Below are 16,225 nucleotides of genomic sequence, written 5' to 3' on the forward strand. Positions count from 1 at the left end.
TCATCCCCACCTTCCTCCGGTTTGTCACCGGCAGTCTCGCTAGAGTGCCCAACTAAATGATGGCAACTAACAATAAGGGTTGCGCTCGTTGCGGGACTTAACCCAACATCTCACGACACGAGCTGACGACAACCATGCACCACCTGTCACTTTGCCCCCGAAGGGGAAGCTCTATCTCTAGAGTGGTCAAAGGATGTCAAGACCTGGTAAGGTTCTTCGCGTTGCTTCGAATTAAACCACATGCTCCACCGCTTGTGCGGGCCCCCGTCAATTCCTTTGAGTTTCAACCTTGCGGTCGTACTCCCCAGGCGGAGTGCTTAATGCGTTTGCTGCAGCACTGAAGGGCGGAAACCCTCCAACACTTAGCACTCATCGTTTACGGCGTGGACTACCAGGGTATCTAATCCTGTTCGCTCCCCACGCTTTCGAGCCTCAGCGTCAGTTACAGACCAGAGAGCCGCCTTCGCCACTGGTGTTCCTCCATATATCTACGCATTTCACCGCTACACATGGAATTCCACTCTCCTCTTCTGCACTCAAGTCTCCCAGTTTCCAATGACCCTCCCCGGTTGAGCCGGGGGCTTTCACATCAGACTTAAGAAACCGCCTGCGCTCGCTTTACGCCCAATAAATCCGGACAACGCTTGCCACCTACGTATTACCGCGGCTGCTGGCACGTAGTTAGCCGTGGCTTTCTGGTTAGATACCGTCAAGGGATGAACGTTCTACTCTCATCCTTGTTCTTCTCTAACAACAGAGTTTTACGATCCGAAAACCTTCTTCACTCACGCGGCGTTGCTCGGTCAGACTTTCGTCCATTGCCGAAGATTCCCTACTGCTGCCTCCCGTAGGAGTCTGGGCCGTGTCTCAGTCCCAGTGTGGCCGATCACCCTCTCAGGTCGGCTATGCATCGTTGCCTTGGTGAGCCGTTACCTCACCAACTAGCTAATGCACCGCGGGTCCATCCATCAGTGACGCAAAAGCGCCTTTCAACTTTCTTCCATGCGGAAAATAGTGTTATACGGTATTAGCACCTGTTTCCAAGTGTTATCCCCTTCTGATGGGCAGGTTACCCACGTGTTACTCACCCGTTCGCCACTCTTTTTCTTTCGGTGGAGCAAGCTCCGGTGAAAGAAAAAGCGTTCGACTTGCATGTATTAGGCACGCCGCCAGCGTTCGTCCTGAGCCAGGATCAAACTCTCATAATGATTTGTTTGAATGACCATACGGTCATTAAGCTCATAAAAATTAACTTTGCTAGCTATTGCTTGCATGTATTTGTTTCAATAAATTGAAACGTCCTACACATTGGTTCGTTTGCTTGCTTTGTTCAGTTTTCAAAGGTCTACAGTGCTGTGTTAGCAACTTTTATATCATATCAGAGCGACAGTTGATTGTCAACTCTTTTTTAAAAAGTTTTTTTCGCCCGTTGTTTTTCAACTTCGTAGCGGCTGTCTCAGCGACTTCATTAGAATAACAAATGATTTGTTATTTGTCAACAACTTTTTTTAATTAATTTTGTTGATGTATCAACGTCGATTAACTATTTTAAAATTGCGACTTCGTTATAATATCATCTGTCGAGCTGTGCGTCAACCACTTTTTTCAATTCTTTTTACGAATTCATTTCAGTCATTTGGCACATGTAATAATATACCAACTAAATCCCTTGCGGTCAATCATTTTCTATGGCTTTTTTTAATTTTTACAAACCCGTCTAATCACATTGAATCCAGCTTTTATCGTTCGCATTTAATCCGTTTTCTAGCAATTACCCTGGCTTTTTCCCCTCTAATTCCTCACTGTTTTTCTCCCTGATCCAGCAGACAAGAAAAAAAGCCGCCCATCTCTTGCGAGTGGACGGAGCTTTTTTATCTCATTGTCGGGAATAATAAAACGTCACGAATCGATTGTGCATCGGTCAACAGCATCACTAAGCGGTCGATCCCGATCCCTAATCCACCAGTTGGCGGCATACCGTATTCAAGTGCTTCTAAGAAATCTTCATCCACCCCATGGGCTTCATCATTTCCTGCTTCGCGCTCTTTTTCTTGTCCTTCAAAACGTTCTCTTTGATCGATTGGGTCATTCAATTCCGTGAAGGCATTCGCAAATTCACGACCAACGATAAATAATTCAAAGCGATCCGTAAAGCGTTCATCTTCTGGATTCTTTTTCGCTAATGGCGAAACTTCCACTGGATGACCAAAGACAAAGGTTGGCTGCTGTAACGTTTCTTCAACAAATGTCTCAAAGAATTCATTGATGATATGGCCAACAGTCATGGCATCAGTGATTTCAACATGATGTTCTTTCGCTAAACTACGCGCTTCTTCAACGGACATTGGTTGCCAGAAATCAACACCTGTTTGATTTTTGATTGCATCGACCATATGGATTCGTGCAAAGTCGCTAGCTAAATCGACTTCTTGTCCATCGTATTGGATCGTTGCTGTATGCAAGACTTTTTCAGCAGCATTACGGATAATGCCTTCTGTCAAATCCATCACATCTTTGAAATCTGTATATGCTGTATACGCTTCTAGCATCGTAAACTCGGGATTATGGGTCGTATCGATTCCTTCATTTCGGAAAACGCGGCCGATCTCATAGACTTTTTCCATGCCACCCACGATCAATCGTTTCAAGTGAAGCTCAAGTGCGATTCGTAAATACAGATCCATGTCTAAGGCATTGTGGTGTGTAATGAAGGGACGAGCCGCTGCACCACCTGCTTGATTATGCAATACTGGCGTTTCGACTTCGATATATCCATGTCCGTCAAGGTAACGACGAATTTCGCTAATGATTTGGCTTCGTTTCATGAAACGATCAAAGCTCTCTTTATTACTGATCAAATCCAAGTAACGTTGACGGTAGCGTTGTTCTACGTTCGTCAAGCCATGGTATTTGTCTGGCAATGGACGCAATGCTTTGGATAAGATCACGATTTCTTTGGCTTTGATGGTCACTTCGCCAGTGTCGGTCTTCATGATTTCACCAGATACACCAAAGAAATCACCTAGATCTGCATGCTTGAATACTTCGTAAGGTTCGTCCCCGACTTGGTCTTTACGTACATATATTTGAATACGGCCTTCGCGGTCTTGTAAATGCGCAAAACCAGCCTTCCCTTTTCCACGTTTTGTAACGATTCTTCCTGCAATGCTTGCTGAAAGATTCATTTCGGCTAATTCTTCTTTGGTTCTTTGATCAAATAACTCATGTAACTCGGCAGAATTATGGGTGCGTTCGAATCGCTTGCCAAAAGGATCAATGCCTTCTTCCCGTAGTTTTTCCATCTTTTCACGGCGAACCAACATTTGATCATTCAATTCTTCTTGTGTTTGTCGTTCCTCTGTCACGAGTTTTCCTCCATTCTTAACTTGGGTTTCCTTCTTATAATGCCAATGATGACGCAAAAAATCAAGCCGAACTTTCGAATCGACTTGATTTGTTTCTTATTCCTTAAAAGTTGCTACCGGCTGTTTTTCGGTCTTCTCTACAAATGCATCTAATAAATCAAAAATCGTTTGCTTATCTTCTGCTTGATTGATAGCTGCCTTCACTTTGGCTGCCCGTGAAATACCTTTTAAGTAGTACGCAGCATGTTGGCGGAATTCTCGCGAAGCGATTTTTTCCCCTTTTAGATCAGCCAACCGTTCTAAATGAAGTTTCGCTGTCGAAATTTTTTCTCGTGGTGTTGGTTCCGGCAACAACTCGCCTGTCTCCAAGTATTGCTTGGTGCGGTGGATCATCCACGGATTGCCTAAGGCTGCCCGTCCGATCATCACTGCATCAGCGCCGACTTCTTCCAACATTCGTTTCGCATCTTCAGGGGTTCTGACATCGCCGTTGCCCATAAAGGGAATGGTGATACTTTGCTTCACTTGTTTTAAAACGTCCCAATCAGCCGATCCTTCATACATCTGTACACGGGTTCTGCCATGCATACCGATTGCTGCGGCACCCGCTGCTTCCGCGGCTTGGGCATTCTCAACCGCAAAGACGTGCTGCTCATCCCAACCGATCCGCATTTTGACGGTAACGGGCTTGTCGATCGCACTGGAAACAGCATGGACCATTTCATAAACCTTGTCGGGATCTAAAAGCCACTTCGCACCAGCTTCTGCTTTGATGATTTTGTTTACAGGACACCCCATATTAATATCAATGATATCGGCAGTTGTGTTCTCTGCGACAAATTGGGCTGCTTCTACTAAGGATGCTTTATTCCCACCAAAAATCTGAATACTAAGAGGATGCTCGGTCTCGTCAATAAACAGCATCTCAAGGGTCTTCTTGTTACGCAGTTGAATCCCTCGATCACTAATCATCTCACAGACGACTAAACCCGCGCCAAATTCTTTGACTGTCACACGAAACGCAGAATTGGTGATCCCTGCCATTGGCGCAACGACGACGCGGTTAGGAATCTCAACCGAGCCGATCTGCCATGTCTGTCTATCTTTCACTTACGCTTCCGCCTCTTTCTTCAACGCCGCCAATTCCGTTTCATCAAAATGATACTTGTTGCCACAAAACGAGCAGACTGCCTCTGCCCCATGATCTTCATCAATCATTGCTTGGATCTCCTCAGCCCCTAAGGTGATGATCGCTGTCGCAAATTTTTCTTTCGTACAATCACAGTGGAACTGGACGGGCATTTTTTCTAGTACTTCGATCGTCGTGTCTGGTAACAATGTCGCTAAGATCTCTTCTGGTGATTGGCCTTCATCGATCAAGGTTGACACTCGAGGCAATTCTCCCAAACGTTTTTCGATGGCATCAATGATCTCTTCACTGGCACCAGGCATGATCTGTAGCATAAATCCACCGGCTGCCCGAATCGAATCATCAGTTTCTACTAATACACTCAGACCAACAGCAGAAGGAATCTGTTCTGACACTGCTAAATAATAAGTAAAGTCTTCCCCAAGTTCCCCAGAGACGATCGGTGTTTGTCCAGAGAAAGGTTCTTTTAGCCCTAAGTCTTTGATTACGGTAAAAATCCCTTGGTCTCCCACTGCGCCCCGAACATCCAATTTTCCTTGAGGATTCAATGGCAGACTGATCTGTGGATTTTTTATGTATCCTTTTACGTCCCCACGGCCATTGCTGTCTACGACGATTGCCCCAGCAGGACCATTTCCTTGAATTTTGACGGTCAATTTGTCTTCCCCTTTTAAGGTACTGCCTAATAACAAACTTCCCACCATCGCTCGCCCTAAAGCAGCAGATGCCGTATTCCATGTTTCATGGCGTCGTTGTGCTTCGGCGATCGTCTCTGTTGCCGATACGGCGTATGCTCGGACGAAGCCGTCATATGCGAGTGCTTTTACTAAATAATCCTTCATCTTGATTCTCCTTTTTATTCATTAATGAATCATACTAGGAAGCGCCGCTTTTTTCAACTGAATGTGTTTGAATTTAAGAAAAGTCTTCTTAAATAGAAACAAAAAGGCGCCGAGTTTCCTCGGCGCCTTGATACGTCTTGTTTTAGGCGTTATCATCTTTGTTTTCTTGATCAGTCGGTTGGCTTTCGCTATTGCGGCGAACGTCTTCCAATTGTTGATCAAAATCGTTTGATGATGCATCTTCGCTGTGTTTTTCTGCAGCTTGCTTCTCTGCATCTTTTTCTTCCAGCGCACGTTTCGCTTCTTCAAACGTTTGGGCTTTTTCACTAGGATACTCAGAGCTTTCAGTCCCTGCAGGCATTTTGCCTTCTTCAAACAAGGATTTGATTGCTTTAGCATCCAATGTTTCATGTTCAAGTAGTTTTTCAGCGATCAATTTGTGTTGGGCACGATGTTCTTCAATGATTTCATGGGCTTTTTGATGGGCATCCATTAAAATCTTGCGAACTTCTTGATCAATTTCAAAGGCAACTTGTTCAGAGTATGCTTTTGTTTGACCGTAATCGCGACCGACAAAGACTTGATGGTTTCCTTCATATTGAACTGGACCTAATTTATCGCTCATTCCATATTCTGTCACCATGCTTCTTGCAAGAGCAGTTGCTTGTTCAAAGTCATTGGAAGCCCCCGTTGATTGCACACCGAAGATGATTTCTTCAGCCGTACGTCCACCTAGCAAGCCAACGATTTGTTCAAACATATCTTCTTTAGTCATCAAGAATTGATCTTCTTTCGGCAAGGCGATCATGTACCCACCAGCACGCCCCCGAGGAATGATGGTTACTTTGTGTACCACACGGGCACGACTCAAGACTAAACCAACAATGGTATGTCCTGCTTCATGGTAAGCAACCATTTCACGTTCGCGTTTGTTGATGACCCGGTCTTTCTTCGCAGGACCAGCGATCACGCGGTCTTCTGCTTCATCGATATCTGAAGCATCGATTTTTTTCTTGTTACGACGAGCAGCAACTAAGGCGGCTTCGTTCAAGACGTTTTCCAGATCCGCACCGGCAAAGCCCGGTGTTTGTTGGGCAACGACTTTCAAATCAACATCATCTGATAAAGGTTTGTTCCGAGCATGAACACGGAGGATTGCTTCACGGCCTTTCACGTCTGGACGACCAACTAAAATCTGACGGTCAAAACGACCTGGACGCAGCAACGCTGGATCTAGAACATCCGAACGGTTCGTTGCGGCAATGACGATCACGCCTTCATTCCCATCAAAACCATCCATCTCAACCAATAATTGGTTCAATGTTTGTTCCCGCTCATCATGTCCGCCACCCATACCGGCACCACGTTGGCGACCGACGGCATCGATTTCATCGATAAAGATGATGGCTGGTGCATTTTTCTTCGCTGTTTCAAATAAGTCACGTACCCGGCTTGCACCGACACCGACAAACATTTCAACGAAATCTGAACCAGAGATCGAGTAAAACGGTACGCCAGCTTCACCGGCAACGGCTTTGGCTAGCAACGTTTTCCCGGTTCCCGGAGGTCCCTCAAGTAAGACACCTGCTGGGATACGGGCACCTAATTCAACGAAGCGTCGAGGATCTTTCAAGAATTCCACGACTTCGACAAGTTCTTGTTTTTCTTCTTCTGCACCGGCTACGTCTGAAAAACGTACGCGGTTGGCTTTTTTGTCCGCTTCTTTGGCTTTTGATTTGCCAAAGTTCATCACACGGCCGCCACCGCCACCGCCGCCGCCTTGTTGGCTCATCATCATATAGAAGAAGAAAATGATGATCACAAGTGGTAAGAAGCTAACCAAAAGCGATAACCAAATACCACTGTTGGATTCTTCTTCGATGGTAGTTTTGACCCCTTGTGCTGAGGCCAGACTGGTGACTTCGCTCAGCGTAGAATCATTTGGTAAAATGATCGTTGAAAAGCGGGTCGAACTCGCCTGTGTATTGCCTAAAACAGACAAGCTGTTGTCATTGCTGACAGTTTGTTCTTCATTGTATTCACCCACGATTCGATAAACACCGTTAGCGGGTTGGACAGTAAATTGTTTGACCTTCCCGTCTTTCAGTTGTTCTGTAAACGTGGAGTACTCGATCGTTGGGGTCTGCTGATTGCCATTTCCAAAAATGAAATAAACGACCATGACCATCGCCAACAAGACAAGTACATAATATAAGGTATTTTTTACCATACCGTTATTTTTCTTATTCATGCGTACCTCCCTGGCTATTTTGTTTTATCAATCCTGACCATTTAATTGTATCACAATTGATTTAGAACAGTCACTAATTTGACTGATAAACACTAGGTTTTAAGACGCCAACGTAAGGTAAGTTTCGATATTGCTCTGCATAGTCCAGTCCATATCCAACAACAAACTCATTTGGCACATCGAAGCCGACGTAATCAGCATCGATCTCAACAACACGGCCTTCCGGCTTATCTAATAACGTCACGATTTTCACTGATTTCGCTTTACGGTATTTGAATAGATCTACCAGATAAGCCAACGTGCGACCGCTGTCAATGATGTCTTCAACGATCAAAAGATCGCGGCCCTCAACATTTGTATCTAAATCTTTAATGATTTTGACTTCTCCAGATGAAATCATGGCATTGCCATAACTTGAGACATCCATGAAGTCTAACTCCAAGTAACAATCCATCTCACGAACGATGTCTGCCATGAAAGGAACGGCACCTTTCAGTACACCTACGACTAGAGGATTTTTATCCGCATAAGCCGCCGTTAATTCTTGACCAAGTTCCACACAACGATTTTTGATTTCGTCACGGGAAATCAAAATTTTCTCAATATCTTTATCTAGCATAAAGTTCTCCTTCCAACTCTTACTTCTGATATTTATAAAGAAGTATGTAGTGTATTTTATCAGTTTCTGGCGTAATACTCAAATAGGAAAATGCATGAGGTAGTAAGGCAATCACCTGTTTATCAAGGTTTGTGACGACCCAACTTTTTTCTCGCTCTTCATTAGGAATTTTTGAATCGATAAAAAAACGACTGATCTTTTTGGTCAGGCCACGTGCCAAGCGGATTCGGTCTCCTGGCTGACGCTTACGTACGATCAGCTCAGAGGAATAGTTTAGCGGTAAATCTTGGGAAAACTCTGACCAATTTGTGATTTTTTTGGGAATATGCTGTTCATTTATCGGAAAATACCCAATCCATTCCTTTTCAGAAAGATAGATCCCTTCTCCTAAAACCAGACGCTGACTGACTTCTGTCAACGGCGCTGCAGGCTTTTGGGGAACAGCAATGGGTTCCAATAGTAATTGGTCATAACTGCGCCGCAGCTGCCACTGTTTGTGCAACGCCAATTGCCATTGCCCTTTCTTTTCGTCTAGCAAACGCAATAGCTGTGGCAGCTGTTTTTGATTGAGTGGATGCTTTGTAAAAGCTTCTGCTTGTTGCAAAAACCCCGCATAGAAAAAATAGCGCTGCGCCGGCGAAAACGTCGGCAGCTGTTGCAGATCGATCACTAAGCGAGTAGCTTGCTGTTGAACGAACGCAGACAACCATTGCTGCTGCTCTTGATGGATCAACTGATTGGCGAACTGCATTTCTACAGAAAGCTGTTGAAAATGCGGCAACAGTTGCGGATTTTCCGCTTTTAATGCCGGCACTACTTGCTGGCGTAGTCGGTTTCGCAAATACAGCGGTTCGTGATTGCTTTCGTCTTCAAAGTAGGGAATCTGCTGTACTTGCGCATAGTCGTAAATCGCTGTCTTACTGACACTAAGCAACGGCCGCAACAGGATTCCAGCGTGAAAAGGCTGCTGCTGCTGCATCCCGCCAGCCGATTGCAAGCGGCCTTCTCGCATCATCTTCATCAGCATCGTTTCTACTTGGTCATCACTGTGGTGAGCAGTCAGCAAAACATCATAGCCTTCTCGGGACATGACATCGGCAAAAAACGTATAGCGAAAGTCCCGAGCGCTAGCTTCTATGCCAGTTTCTGGCGGATTTTCCCAGCACCGCTCATAAAAAGGAATGCCGCGTTCTTGGCAGTACTGCCGTAAAAAAGCAGCTTCCTCAGCAGATGCTGGACGCAATTGATGGTTTACATGTGCCACACCAAAGACCTGCTCTTTTTGCATTTCGGGAAACAACTGACAAAAGACCTGCAGCAAGACCATGGAGTCGACTCCCGTCGATACCGCCAGCAAAAAGCGGCGTTTTTTTTCAGGATCGATGGCAGTGAGTTGCCCTCGAACGGTTTGAATGACCATCATTTGCCCTCCTTCTCATTTGGTAGACCCACAAGAAAGAAAGCTGAAACAAAACGAACCAACAGTTTTGTTTCAGCTTTTTCCAACTTGCTATTCATGTTTAGTTACGGCGTCCGCCGCGGCCACCGCGTTTTCCTTCTGTATTTCGACGTAATGATGAAAGACGATCATCACTATCTTTTAGAAAAGAACTCATCAATGAATCGAAGTCTTGTTTATTTACATTCGTAGTTTGATTGCGTGAAAAAGATTTTTTCGGATTTGGTCGATTGAATTCTTTTTTCGGGTATTCACGTTTTTCTTCCGGCTTATCTTCTGCTTTGCGGATCGATAGTCCAATTTTTCCATCGTTGCCGATTGCCGTAACAAGTACTGTCACTTCATCCCCAACAGACAACACGTCGTGAATGTCTTTGACGAATCCGTTTGATACTTCACTGATATGCACCAAACCAGTTTTCCCTTCACCAAGATCAATGAACGCACCAAAATTTGTAATACCAGACACTTTGCCCTTTAGTTTCGCTCCAACTTCGATTGACATATAAAAAATGTTCCTCCTAATTTTTACCCATTTAAAATAATTCAAACTACTGCGCTGAGTAGGTATGACATTGCTTAATCTTGTGACTCTGTGGATGATGATTCTTGTTCGCTTTGCGCAGAACGCTCATTAGTGTTTTGAGAATCCGTTCCATCTGGCAAGACAGGATAAATTTTTTCGCCATCTTTTGAGTAGAAGAATCGGCTGCGGGCCAATTTTGCCACATACTCATCGTCTTGCAATAAGGCAACATCTCGCTCCAATGAAGCCACTTTTTGTTCAGCTTCTTTTTGTTCGGCGACTGTTTCCGCCTTGTATTCCTTTAGTTTTTGCAGGCGCATTTGGTCGTTAAACATCTGAATCCCCACGACTGCAAATATCGCTAATGCCGCCACGAAAAACGCCACCAGCCGACGTCGGCGAAACACGACTTGCCGCCGCTCTTTTTCAAACTTGGCAAATTGCTCTTTCGCATAATCGGTCTGCAATAGTTCTATTTTTTTATTTGATTCTTTTGCCACCTGAACTCGCTCCCGTCGCTGTCTTTGTTTTTTACATTATACCAACATCCGCAAAGCTTGTCTAACTGAAAATGCCGTAAAAATCAAGCATTTTATGAGATTCTTTCCTCTGAAACAATCTCATACATTTTTGCAGCGTCTTCTTTTTTCGTCGATTCATGCAATTCATTGACTTTTACTTCCAAGACCTTATTCCCGAACTGAATACGCATAGTATCGCCTACTTTGACGTCACTGCTTGACTTGGCTAATTTGCCGTTGATCTGAATGCGTCCCTTGTCTGCCACTTCTTTGGCCACAGAGCGACGCTTGATGATGCGGGAGATTTTAAGAAATTTATCTAATCTCATGTTTTTCACCTCTTCTTAATAGTTTCTTTCCAAATGGAACTAACAGCCATTCGCGAATCGTTAACAATTTGATTTTGATCGCTGCCCCGATAAAGGCTGCGCCTCCCAAACCGACACCGCCTAGGCAAAAAATCAGCGCCTGTAGTCGATGGGTCAAAGGACCGTTCAATAAGATCGCAACGAAGCTATAATATAAGAATAGCACGCTTGCCATGATCCCTAAACAAAGAAATAATTTTTTTCCATAATTTCCTTCATACCAAAAGCGATTGATGCTACTTTGTGCTCGACGCTGTTCGGAAACCACAAAACAGCATAAGGTCGCGCCTAACCCCAACAGCGTACTGATACTTGCTCCTGCAGTCCCATAAGAAGCGGTCAGCGGCCACATCGATAGACATTTGACTAAAAGACCAATTCCCGCAGCGAGCAAGCCGAAGGTATAGGTATTGCGACTTTGTTGAATGCTTTGATAGGCTTGGATCGTCGCCATCAGAGCGATGGAAAAGACAAACAATACCAGCGCCGCATTGCCAGATCCGTCTTTAAATAAAGCAAAGTTGATATAAGGCAGCAAAATCGCTAACCCTACCGCAGAAGCCGAAGCAATCCCGATCATTAGGCGCAAATACATTTTTGCCGACTTTTCAAACAGCTGCTGATTTTTTACCGTCAAATACTTGGTCAACGTTGGCAAAAACGTCGAGCTTAACGCCATCGCCACCACAAGACCTAGTTGGACGAGGGGTTGTCCGCGATCATAGATCCCTTTCGAAATCCGGGCTGCTTGTGCCGTCAATCCCCCCGCTTCTAGCGCATTGGTCAATAAAAACGAATCCGCTAACTGGAACAAGATCAAATAGCCGCTATAAATCGTCAACAGACCGCCTTCTAAGAAGAACCGTTTTTTCAACGAGGCGGATAAACCAGCGGTATTTTCTCCTGTACGGGTGACTGGTTTATGCCATAGCGATAGGCGTTTGCCGTTGATTTGTCGGCTATAATAACTTAAAATCCACCACGCCGCAAGGCCCCCGACTAAGGCACCCATCATGGCGACAGTCCCCGTTTGATAAATCGTCCAGCCCAATTGCTGGAAAGCTGCCGCAGCACCTAAAATTACACCAACTCTAAGCAGCTGCTCTACAACTTGAGACACTGCGGTTGGCACCATTTGTAGATTTCCTTGAAACATTCCTCGATAAAAGGTCAAGGGTGGGACAAACAAAAAGGTAAAGGAAACGACTCGAATCAAGCCTGCCAGTTGATGGTCCCCCATCACTTGCGCGATTGGACCGGCAAATAAAAAGGTCACAGCCCATAAGCCAATCGCCGACCAAAGCACATAAGACGTCAACGCTTGCAGCCGCTCCTTGCTTTTCAAAGGATCAGGTTCTTCAGCAACAATGCGGGAGATAAACTGCGGCAAACCTGACAACGCCAAAGTCATTGCCAATCCATAAATCGGATAGACCTGTTGATACACATAAAACCCTTCGTCGCCTACCAGGTTCTGAAAAGGGACCCGATAAACGGCACTTAAGATTTTTGCGATAAAGGAAGCGATCGTTAAAATAAACGCCCCTTCCATCGTACGCTTCAATTGTGATTTCGGCATCCCTCTGGTTCCTTTCTAGCCTTGGCTGGCGTATTTTTGTTCCCGTAACGCTTTGACAAAATCTTGGATTTCTAATAGCCAGGTGCTTTCTTTCATCACTGGCGGAATCTGTAATTTGATGGTCATTTGCTCATGATCGACACCCATCGTGGCTTTTAATTTAGTAGCTTTCAATGCTTCAAACAGCTGCTCCACCGAATAATTTTTCGTGCCTACTTTACTCAAAGTAAACGACACGGTTTGTTGCTGCTTGCGGATAGTTTCTAACAAGGCACGATCGCCGTTCATTTTGATCTCGCCCACCGTTAAGAGGTGCGCCACTTCTACAGGGTATTCTCCGAAACGGTCTAATAAATCATCTTGAAGTTCATCAACTGCTTCTTGTGATTCCAGCTCACGAATTCGTTTATAGATCTCGATTTTTTGCCGTTCGTCTTCAATATACGAAGTCGGTAAGTAGGCATCGATCCCCAGATCGATCTCAACGGTCGTTTTTTCTGTTTGGGTATTTTTCCCTTGTTTACGAGTGACTGCTTCCGACAGCATTTGTGAGTACATGTCAAACCCGACTGCATCGATAAAGCCGTGCTGTTGCGCCCCCAATAGATTTCCTGCCCCACGAATCGAAAGATCTCGCATCGCGATTTTGAATCCTGAACCTAACTCCGTAAAGTCCTTAATGGCTTGCAGACGTTTTTCACTGACTTCGTTCAACACTTTTTGCTGTTCATACATGAAATACGCATAAGCGACTCGATTGCTCCGACCGACACGGCCACGCAACTGATACAACGTCGAAAGCCCCATGTAATCGGCATTTTCCACAAACAACGTATTGGCATTGGGAATATCCACACCGGTTTCAATGATCGTCGTCGTCACCAACACATCGTATTGCCCTTCAATAAAGTCAAACAGGGTATTTTCCAATTGGATCTCGGTCATTTGCCCGTGGGCATAAGCGATTCGTGCATCTGGCACTAACGCCTGCAGTTCTTCGACTTTTCGCTCGATCGTATCGACACGATTATAGAGATAAAACACTTGGCCCCCGCGTGCCATCTCCCGTTGGATCGCTTCTCGCACCGCTCCTGGATTCATCTCCATCACATAGGTTTGGATCGGGTAACGATTTTCCGGTGGTGTTTCGATCACAGATAGGTCCCGCACGCCCAGCATCGACATATGCAATGTTCTTGGGATCGGCGTTGCCGTCAACGTCAACACATCGACTTGCGAACGCAGTTGTTTCAAGCGCTCTTTGTGTTTGACCCCAAAACGTTGTTCTTCATCGATCACCAACAAGCCCAAATCAGCAAACTCGACATCTTTTGACAATAATCGGTGGGTCCCCACCAAAATATCGACTTGCCCTTTGCGCACTTGCTCGATCGTTTCATTCTGCTGTTTTTTCGTCCGAAAACGACTCAGCACCCCAACATTGACGGGGAAGCCTTCAAAACGATCGACCATCGTTTCATAGTGCTGCTGTGCCAAGATCGTTGTCGGCACTAAGAAAGCCACTTGTTTGCTTTCTTTGATCGCTTTAAAAGCAGCCCGCAGCGCCACTTCTGTTTTCCCAAAACCGACATCTCCAACTAACAAACGGTCCATCGGCTTTTCTTTTTCCATATCCCGCTTGATCTCTGCCGTACTGCGCAGCTGATCATCGGTTTCCGAATAAGGAAAGGCATCTTCAAATTCTTTTTGATAGGCATCGTCTGGTTGAAAGGCATAGCCTTTTTCTGATTCGCGTTTGGCATACAATAAAATCAAATCATCTGCGATGTCTTCAATTTTAGCCGTCACTTTGCGCTTGGTCTTCGCCCACTCACTGCCGCCTAATTTATTGATTTTCGGTGTTTTCGATTCGGAAGCCACATATTTTTGAATCAAATTCAATTGGGTGACTGGAATAAAGAGCTTGTCTTCGTTTTGGTACAAGATCGTCATGTAATCTTGATGGACGCCATCGACTTCTAAGGTTTCCATGCCGATGTACTTCCCGATCCCATGATTCGCATGGACGACATAATCGCCGGTTTTTAACTCATTGTAGCTTTTGAGACGTTCCGCATTGGTGACATTTTGCCGGCGGGCTCTTTTTTTGTTCATCTTTTGGAAAATTTCTTTTTCTGTAACCACCACTAGCTTGTCTTGCGGCATTTCAAAGCCGCTTTGCAAACGTTCCACCACGATTTGGGTGCGTCCCGTAAACAGGCGGTCTTGTTGCGTCTGCACGGCATAGATATCATGATCTCGCAGATCTTGCTCTAACTTCTTGGCCCGTTCTTGGTCACTGACCAGAAAAATCACCGTTTGCTGTTGCTTCTCCCAGCGATCAATCTCAACTTTCAAGAGACCCATTTGGCTGAAAAACTGCTGCATCGGCCGGTATTGGAATTGATGGATCGCTTGGAAGCGAATGTTCCCCATTCCTTTTTGGAATAAAGAAAAGAAGCTGGTCACAAAGGTTTCTTTTTGCAGCAGTTGATGGACATCGATCCCGAATTGCTGTTCAGAAAAGACCCGCAGCTCCGCTAATTTTTGGGTATGCCACTCCGCTTCTTCCCGTTCGATCTCACGATTGGTCTCCATGATCCGAGCATAATCATCGATCATCAAAAAGGCGTCTTCAGAAAAATAATCTAAGACACTCGTTTGCTGACGATAAAGCAAATCCGTGTAATAACGGGCACTTTCACCGGGAATCCCCGCTTGCCATTGGGAGGCCAATTGGCCGAAATAGTCTTCTAAAAACGCGCGATCAGTTACTTCTTTGGTGACCGCCAACCGTTTGTTCAATAATTCTTGTAGCTGCTTTTGCCCCGCAGCTAAATCTTCCGCTGAGAAAACCAATTCGGTAGTCGGTAAAATAGCCACTTGCTGCAGCGTTTCCACTGAGCGTTGCGTTTCCACGTTGAAAGAACGCATCGAGTCGATTTCTACATCGAATAACTCGATCCGTACGGGGTATTCGGCATTTAATGGATAAATATCGAGGATGCTCCCACGAATACTGAATTCGCCGGGTTTGCCAATCATTGACTGCCGTTCGTAACCCATCAAGATCAATTGTTGCGGCAAACGCTCTAAATCGATCTCATCGCCGATTTGCCATTGGAATTGGTTGGCTAACCAGGTTTTCTTTTCAGGCAAATACTTTCGCAAAGCCGCCACCGGCAACACATAGATCCCGGTTTTTCCTTGAGAAACAGCATTCAGCGCTGCCACTCGTTCTTCTCGTGCTTCTGGTGAAGAAAAAGCCATTTCGGCTGACAACACTTCGTCCACTGGGAAAACATAGACATCATCCGTCACGTTGCGCAGATCTTCGGCTAGTTGATTCGTATAATACAGATTTGGTGTCACCACGATCACTTGTTTTTGAAATGCCTGATACACACCGGTGATCGCCAATGTTTTTGCCGATCCAGCTAGACCGGTCAGTAATTGCCGGGGGGCCTGTTCACGTAAACCTGCATGCCAAGCCGCCACTGTCGGCACTTTATTTATTAATTCAATTAAATCCATCTCGGCCCTCC

The 16,225-nt window shown here is 45.3% G+C and carries 11 protein-coding genes and 1 rRNA gene (1 of these 12 cut by a window edge); all 12 read right to left on the minus strand.

Annotated elements, in window-relative coordinates; translation table 11 throughout:
* Nucleotides 1–1,208: ribosomal RNA gene (locus CXM95_RS16650) — 16S ribosomal RNA — on the minus strand; it reaches 352 nt to the left of the window's first position.
* A gap of 663 nt (nt 1,209–1,871) precedes the next feature.
* Entirely contained in the window at nt 1,872–3,365 is a 1,494-nt protein-coding gene (gene lysS, locus CXM95_RS16655) for a lysine--tRNA ligase (RefSeq protein WP_005230758.1), read from the minus strand.
* Between the two features lie 96 nt (nt 3,366–3,461).
* Entirely contained in the window at nt 3,462–4,475 is a 1,014-nt protein-coding gene (gene dusB / locus CXM95_RS16660; RefSeq protein ID WP_005233357.1) for a tRNA dihydrouridine synthase DusB, read from the minus strand.
* Nucleotides 4,476–5,357 carry an Hsp33 family molecular chaperone HslO gene (gene hslO, locus CXM95_RS16665; protein WP_008380144.1) on the minus strand — a complete coding sequence of 294 codons (882 nt, stop codon included), beginning with the start codon at nt 5,355–5,357 and terminating at the stop codon, nt 4,476–4,478.
* A 142-nt stretch (nt 5,358–5,499) separates the two neighbouring features.
* Nucleotides 5,500–7,608, minus strand: coding sequence for an ATP-dependent zinc metalloprotease FtsH (gene ftsH, locus CXM95_RS16670; protein WP_005233354.1), 2,109 nt, complete (start codon nt 7,606–7,608; stop codon nt 5,500–5,502).
* 73 nt (nt 7,609–7,681) lie between these two features.
* Nucleotides 7,682–8,227, minus strand: a complete 546-nt coding sequence (gene hpt, locus CXM95_RS16675) for a hypoxanthine phosphoribosyltransferase (protein WP_005230750.1) — start codon at nt 8,225–8,227, stop codon at nt 7,682–7,684.
* 19 nt (nt 8,228–8,246) lie between these two features.
* Nucleotides 8,247–9,647, minus strand: a complete 1,401-nt coding sequence (gene tilS / locus CXM95_RS16680; RefSeq protein WP_086332730.1) for a tRNA lysidine(34) synthetase TilS — start codon at nt 9,645–9,647, stop codon at nt 8,247–8,249.
* Between the two features lie 100 nt (nt 9,648–9,747).
* Nucleotides 9,748–10,191 (minus strand): S1 domain-containing RNA-binding protein, encoded by a 444-nt coding sequence (locus CXM95_RS16685; protein WP_005233352.1) that lies wholly within the window; start codon nt 10,189–10,191, stop codon nt 9,748–9,750.
* Between the two features lie 74 nt (nt 10,192–10,265).
* Nucleotides 10,266–10,712, minus strand: coding sequence for an FtsB family cell division protein (locus CXM95_RS16690; protein ID WP_005233351.1), 447 nt, complete (start codon nt 10,710–10,712; stop codon nt 10,266–10,268).
* A 92-nt stretch (nt 10,713–10,804) separates the two neighbouring features.
* On the minus strand, nt 10,805–11,062 hold the full coding sequence (locus CXM95_RS16695; protein ID WP_101699438.1) for an RNA-binding S4 domain-containing protein: 258 nt from the start codon (nt 11,060–11,062) through the stop codon (nt 10,805–10,807).
* Nucleotides 11,049–12,680, minus strand: a complete 1,632-nt coding sequence (locus CXM95_RS16700) for a putative polysaccharide biosynthesis protein (RefSeq protein WP_101699439.1) — start codon at nt 12,678–12,680, stop codon at nt 11,049–11,051. The genes CXM95_RS16695 and CXM95_RS16700 overlap by 14 nt, the downstream gene beginning before the upstream one ends.
* Nucleotides 12,681–12,695: 15 nt before the next feature.
* On the minus strand, nt 12,696–16,214 hold the full coding sequence (gene mfd, locus CXM95_RS16705) for a transcription-repair coupling factor (protein WP_005233346.1): 3,519 nt from the start codon (nt 16,212–16,214) through the stop codon (nt 12,696–12,698).
* Nucleotides 16,215–16,225 lie beyond the last annotated feature (11 nt).

Origin of the sequence: Enterococcus sp. CR-Ec1, assembly GCF_002850555.1 — a bacterium.
GTDB classification, from domain to species: Bacteria; Bacillota; Bacilli; order Lactobacillales; family Enterococcaceae; genus Enterococcus_D; species Enterococcus_D entomosocium.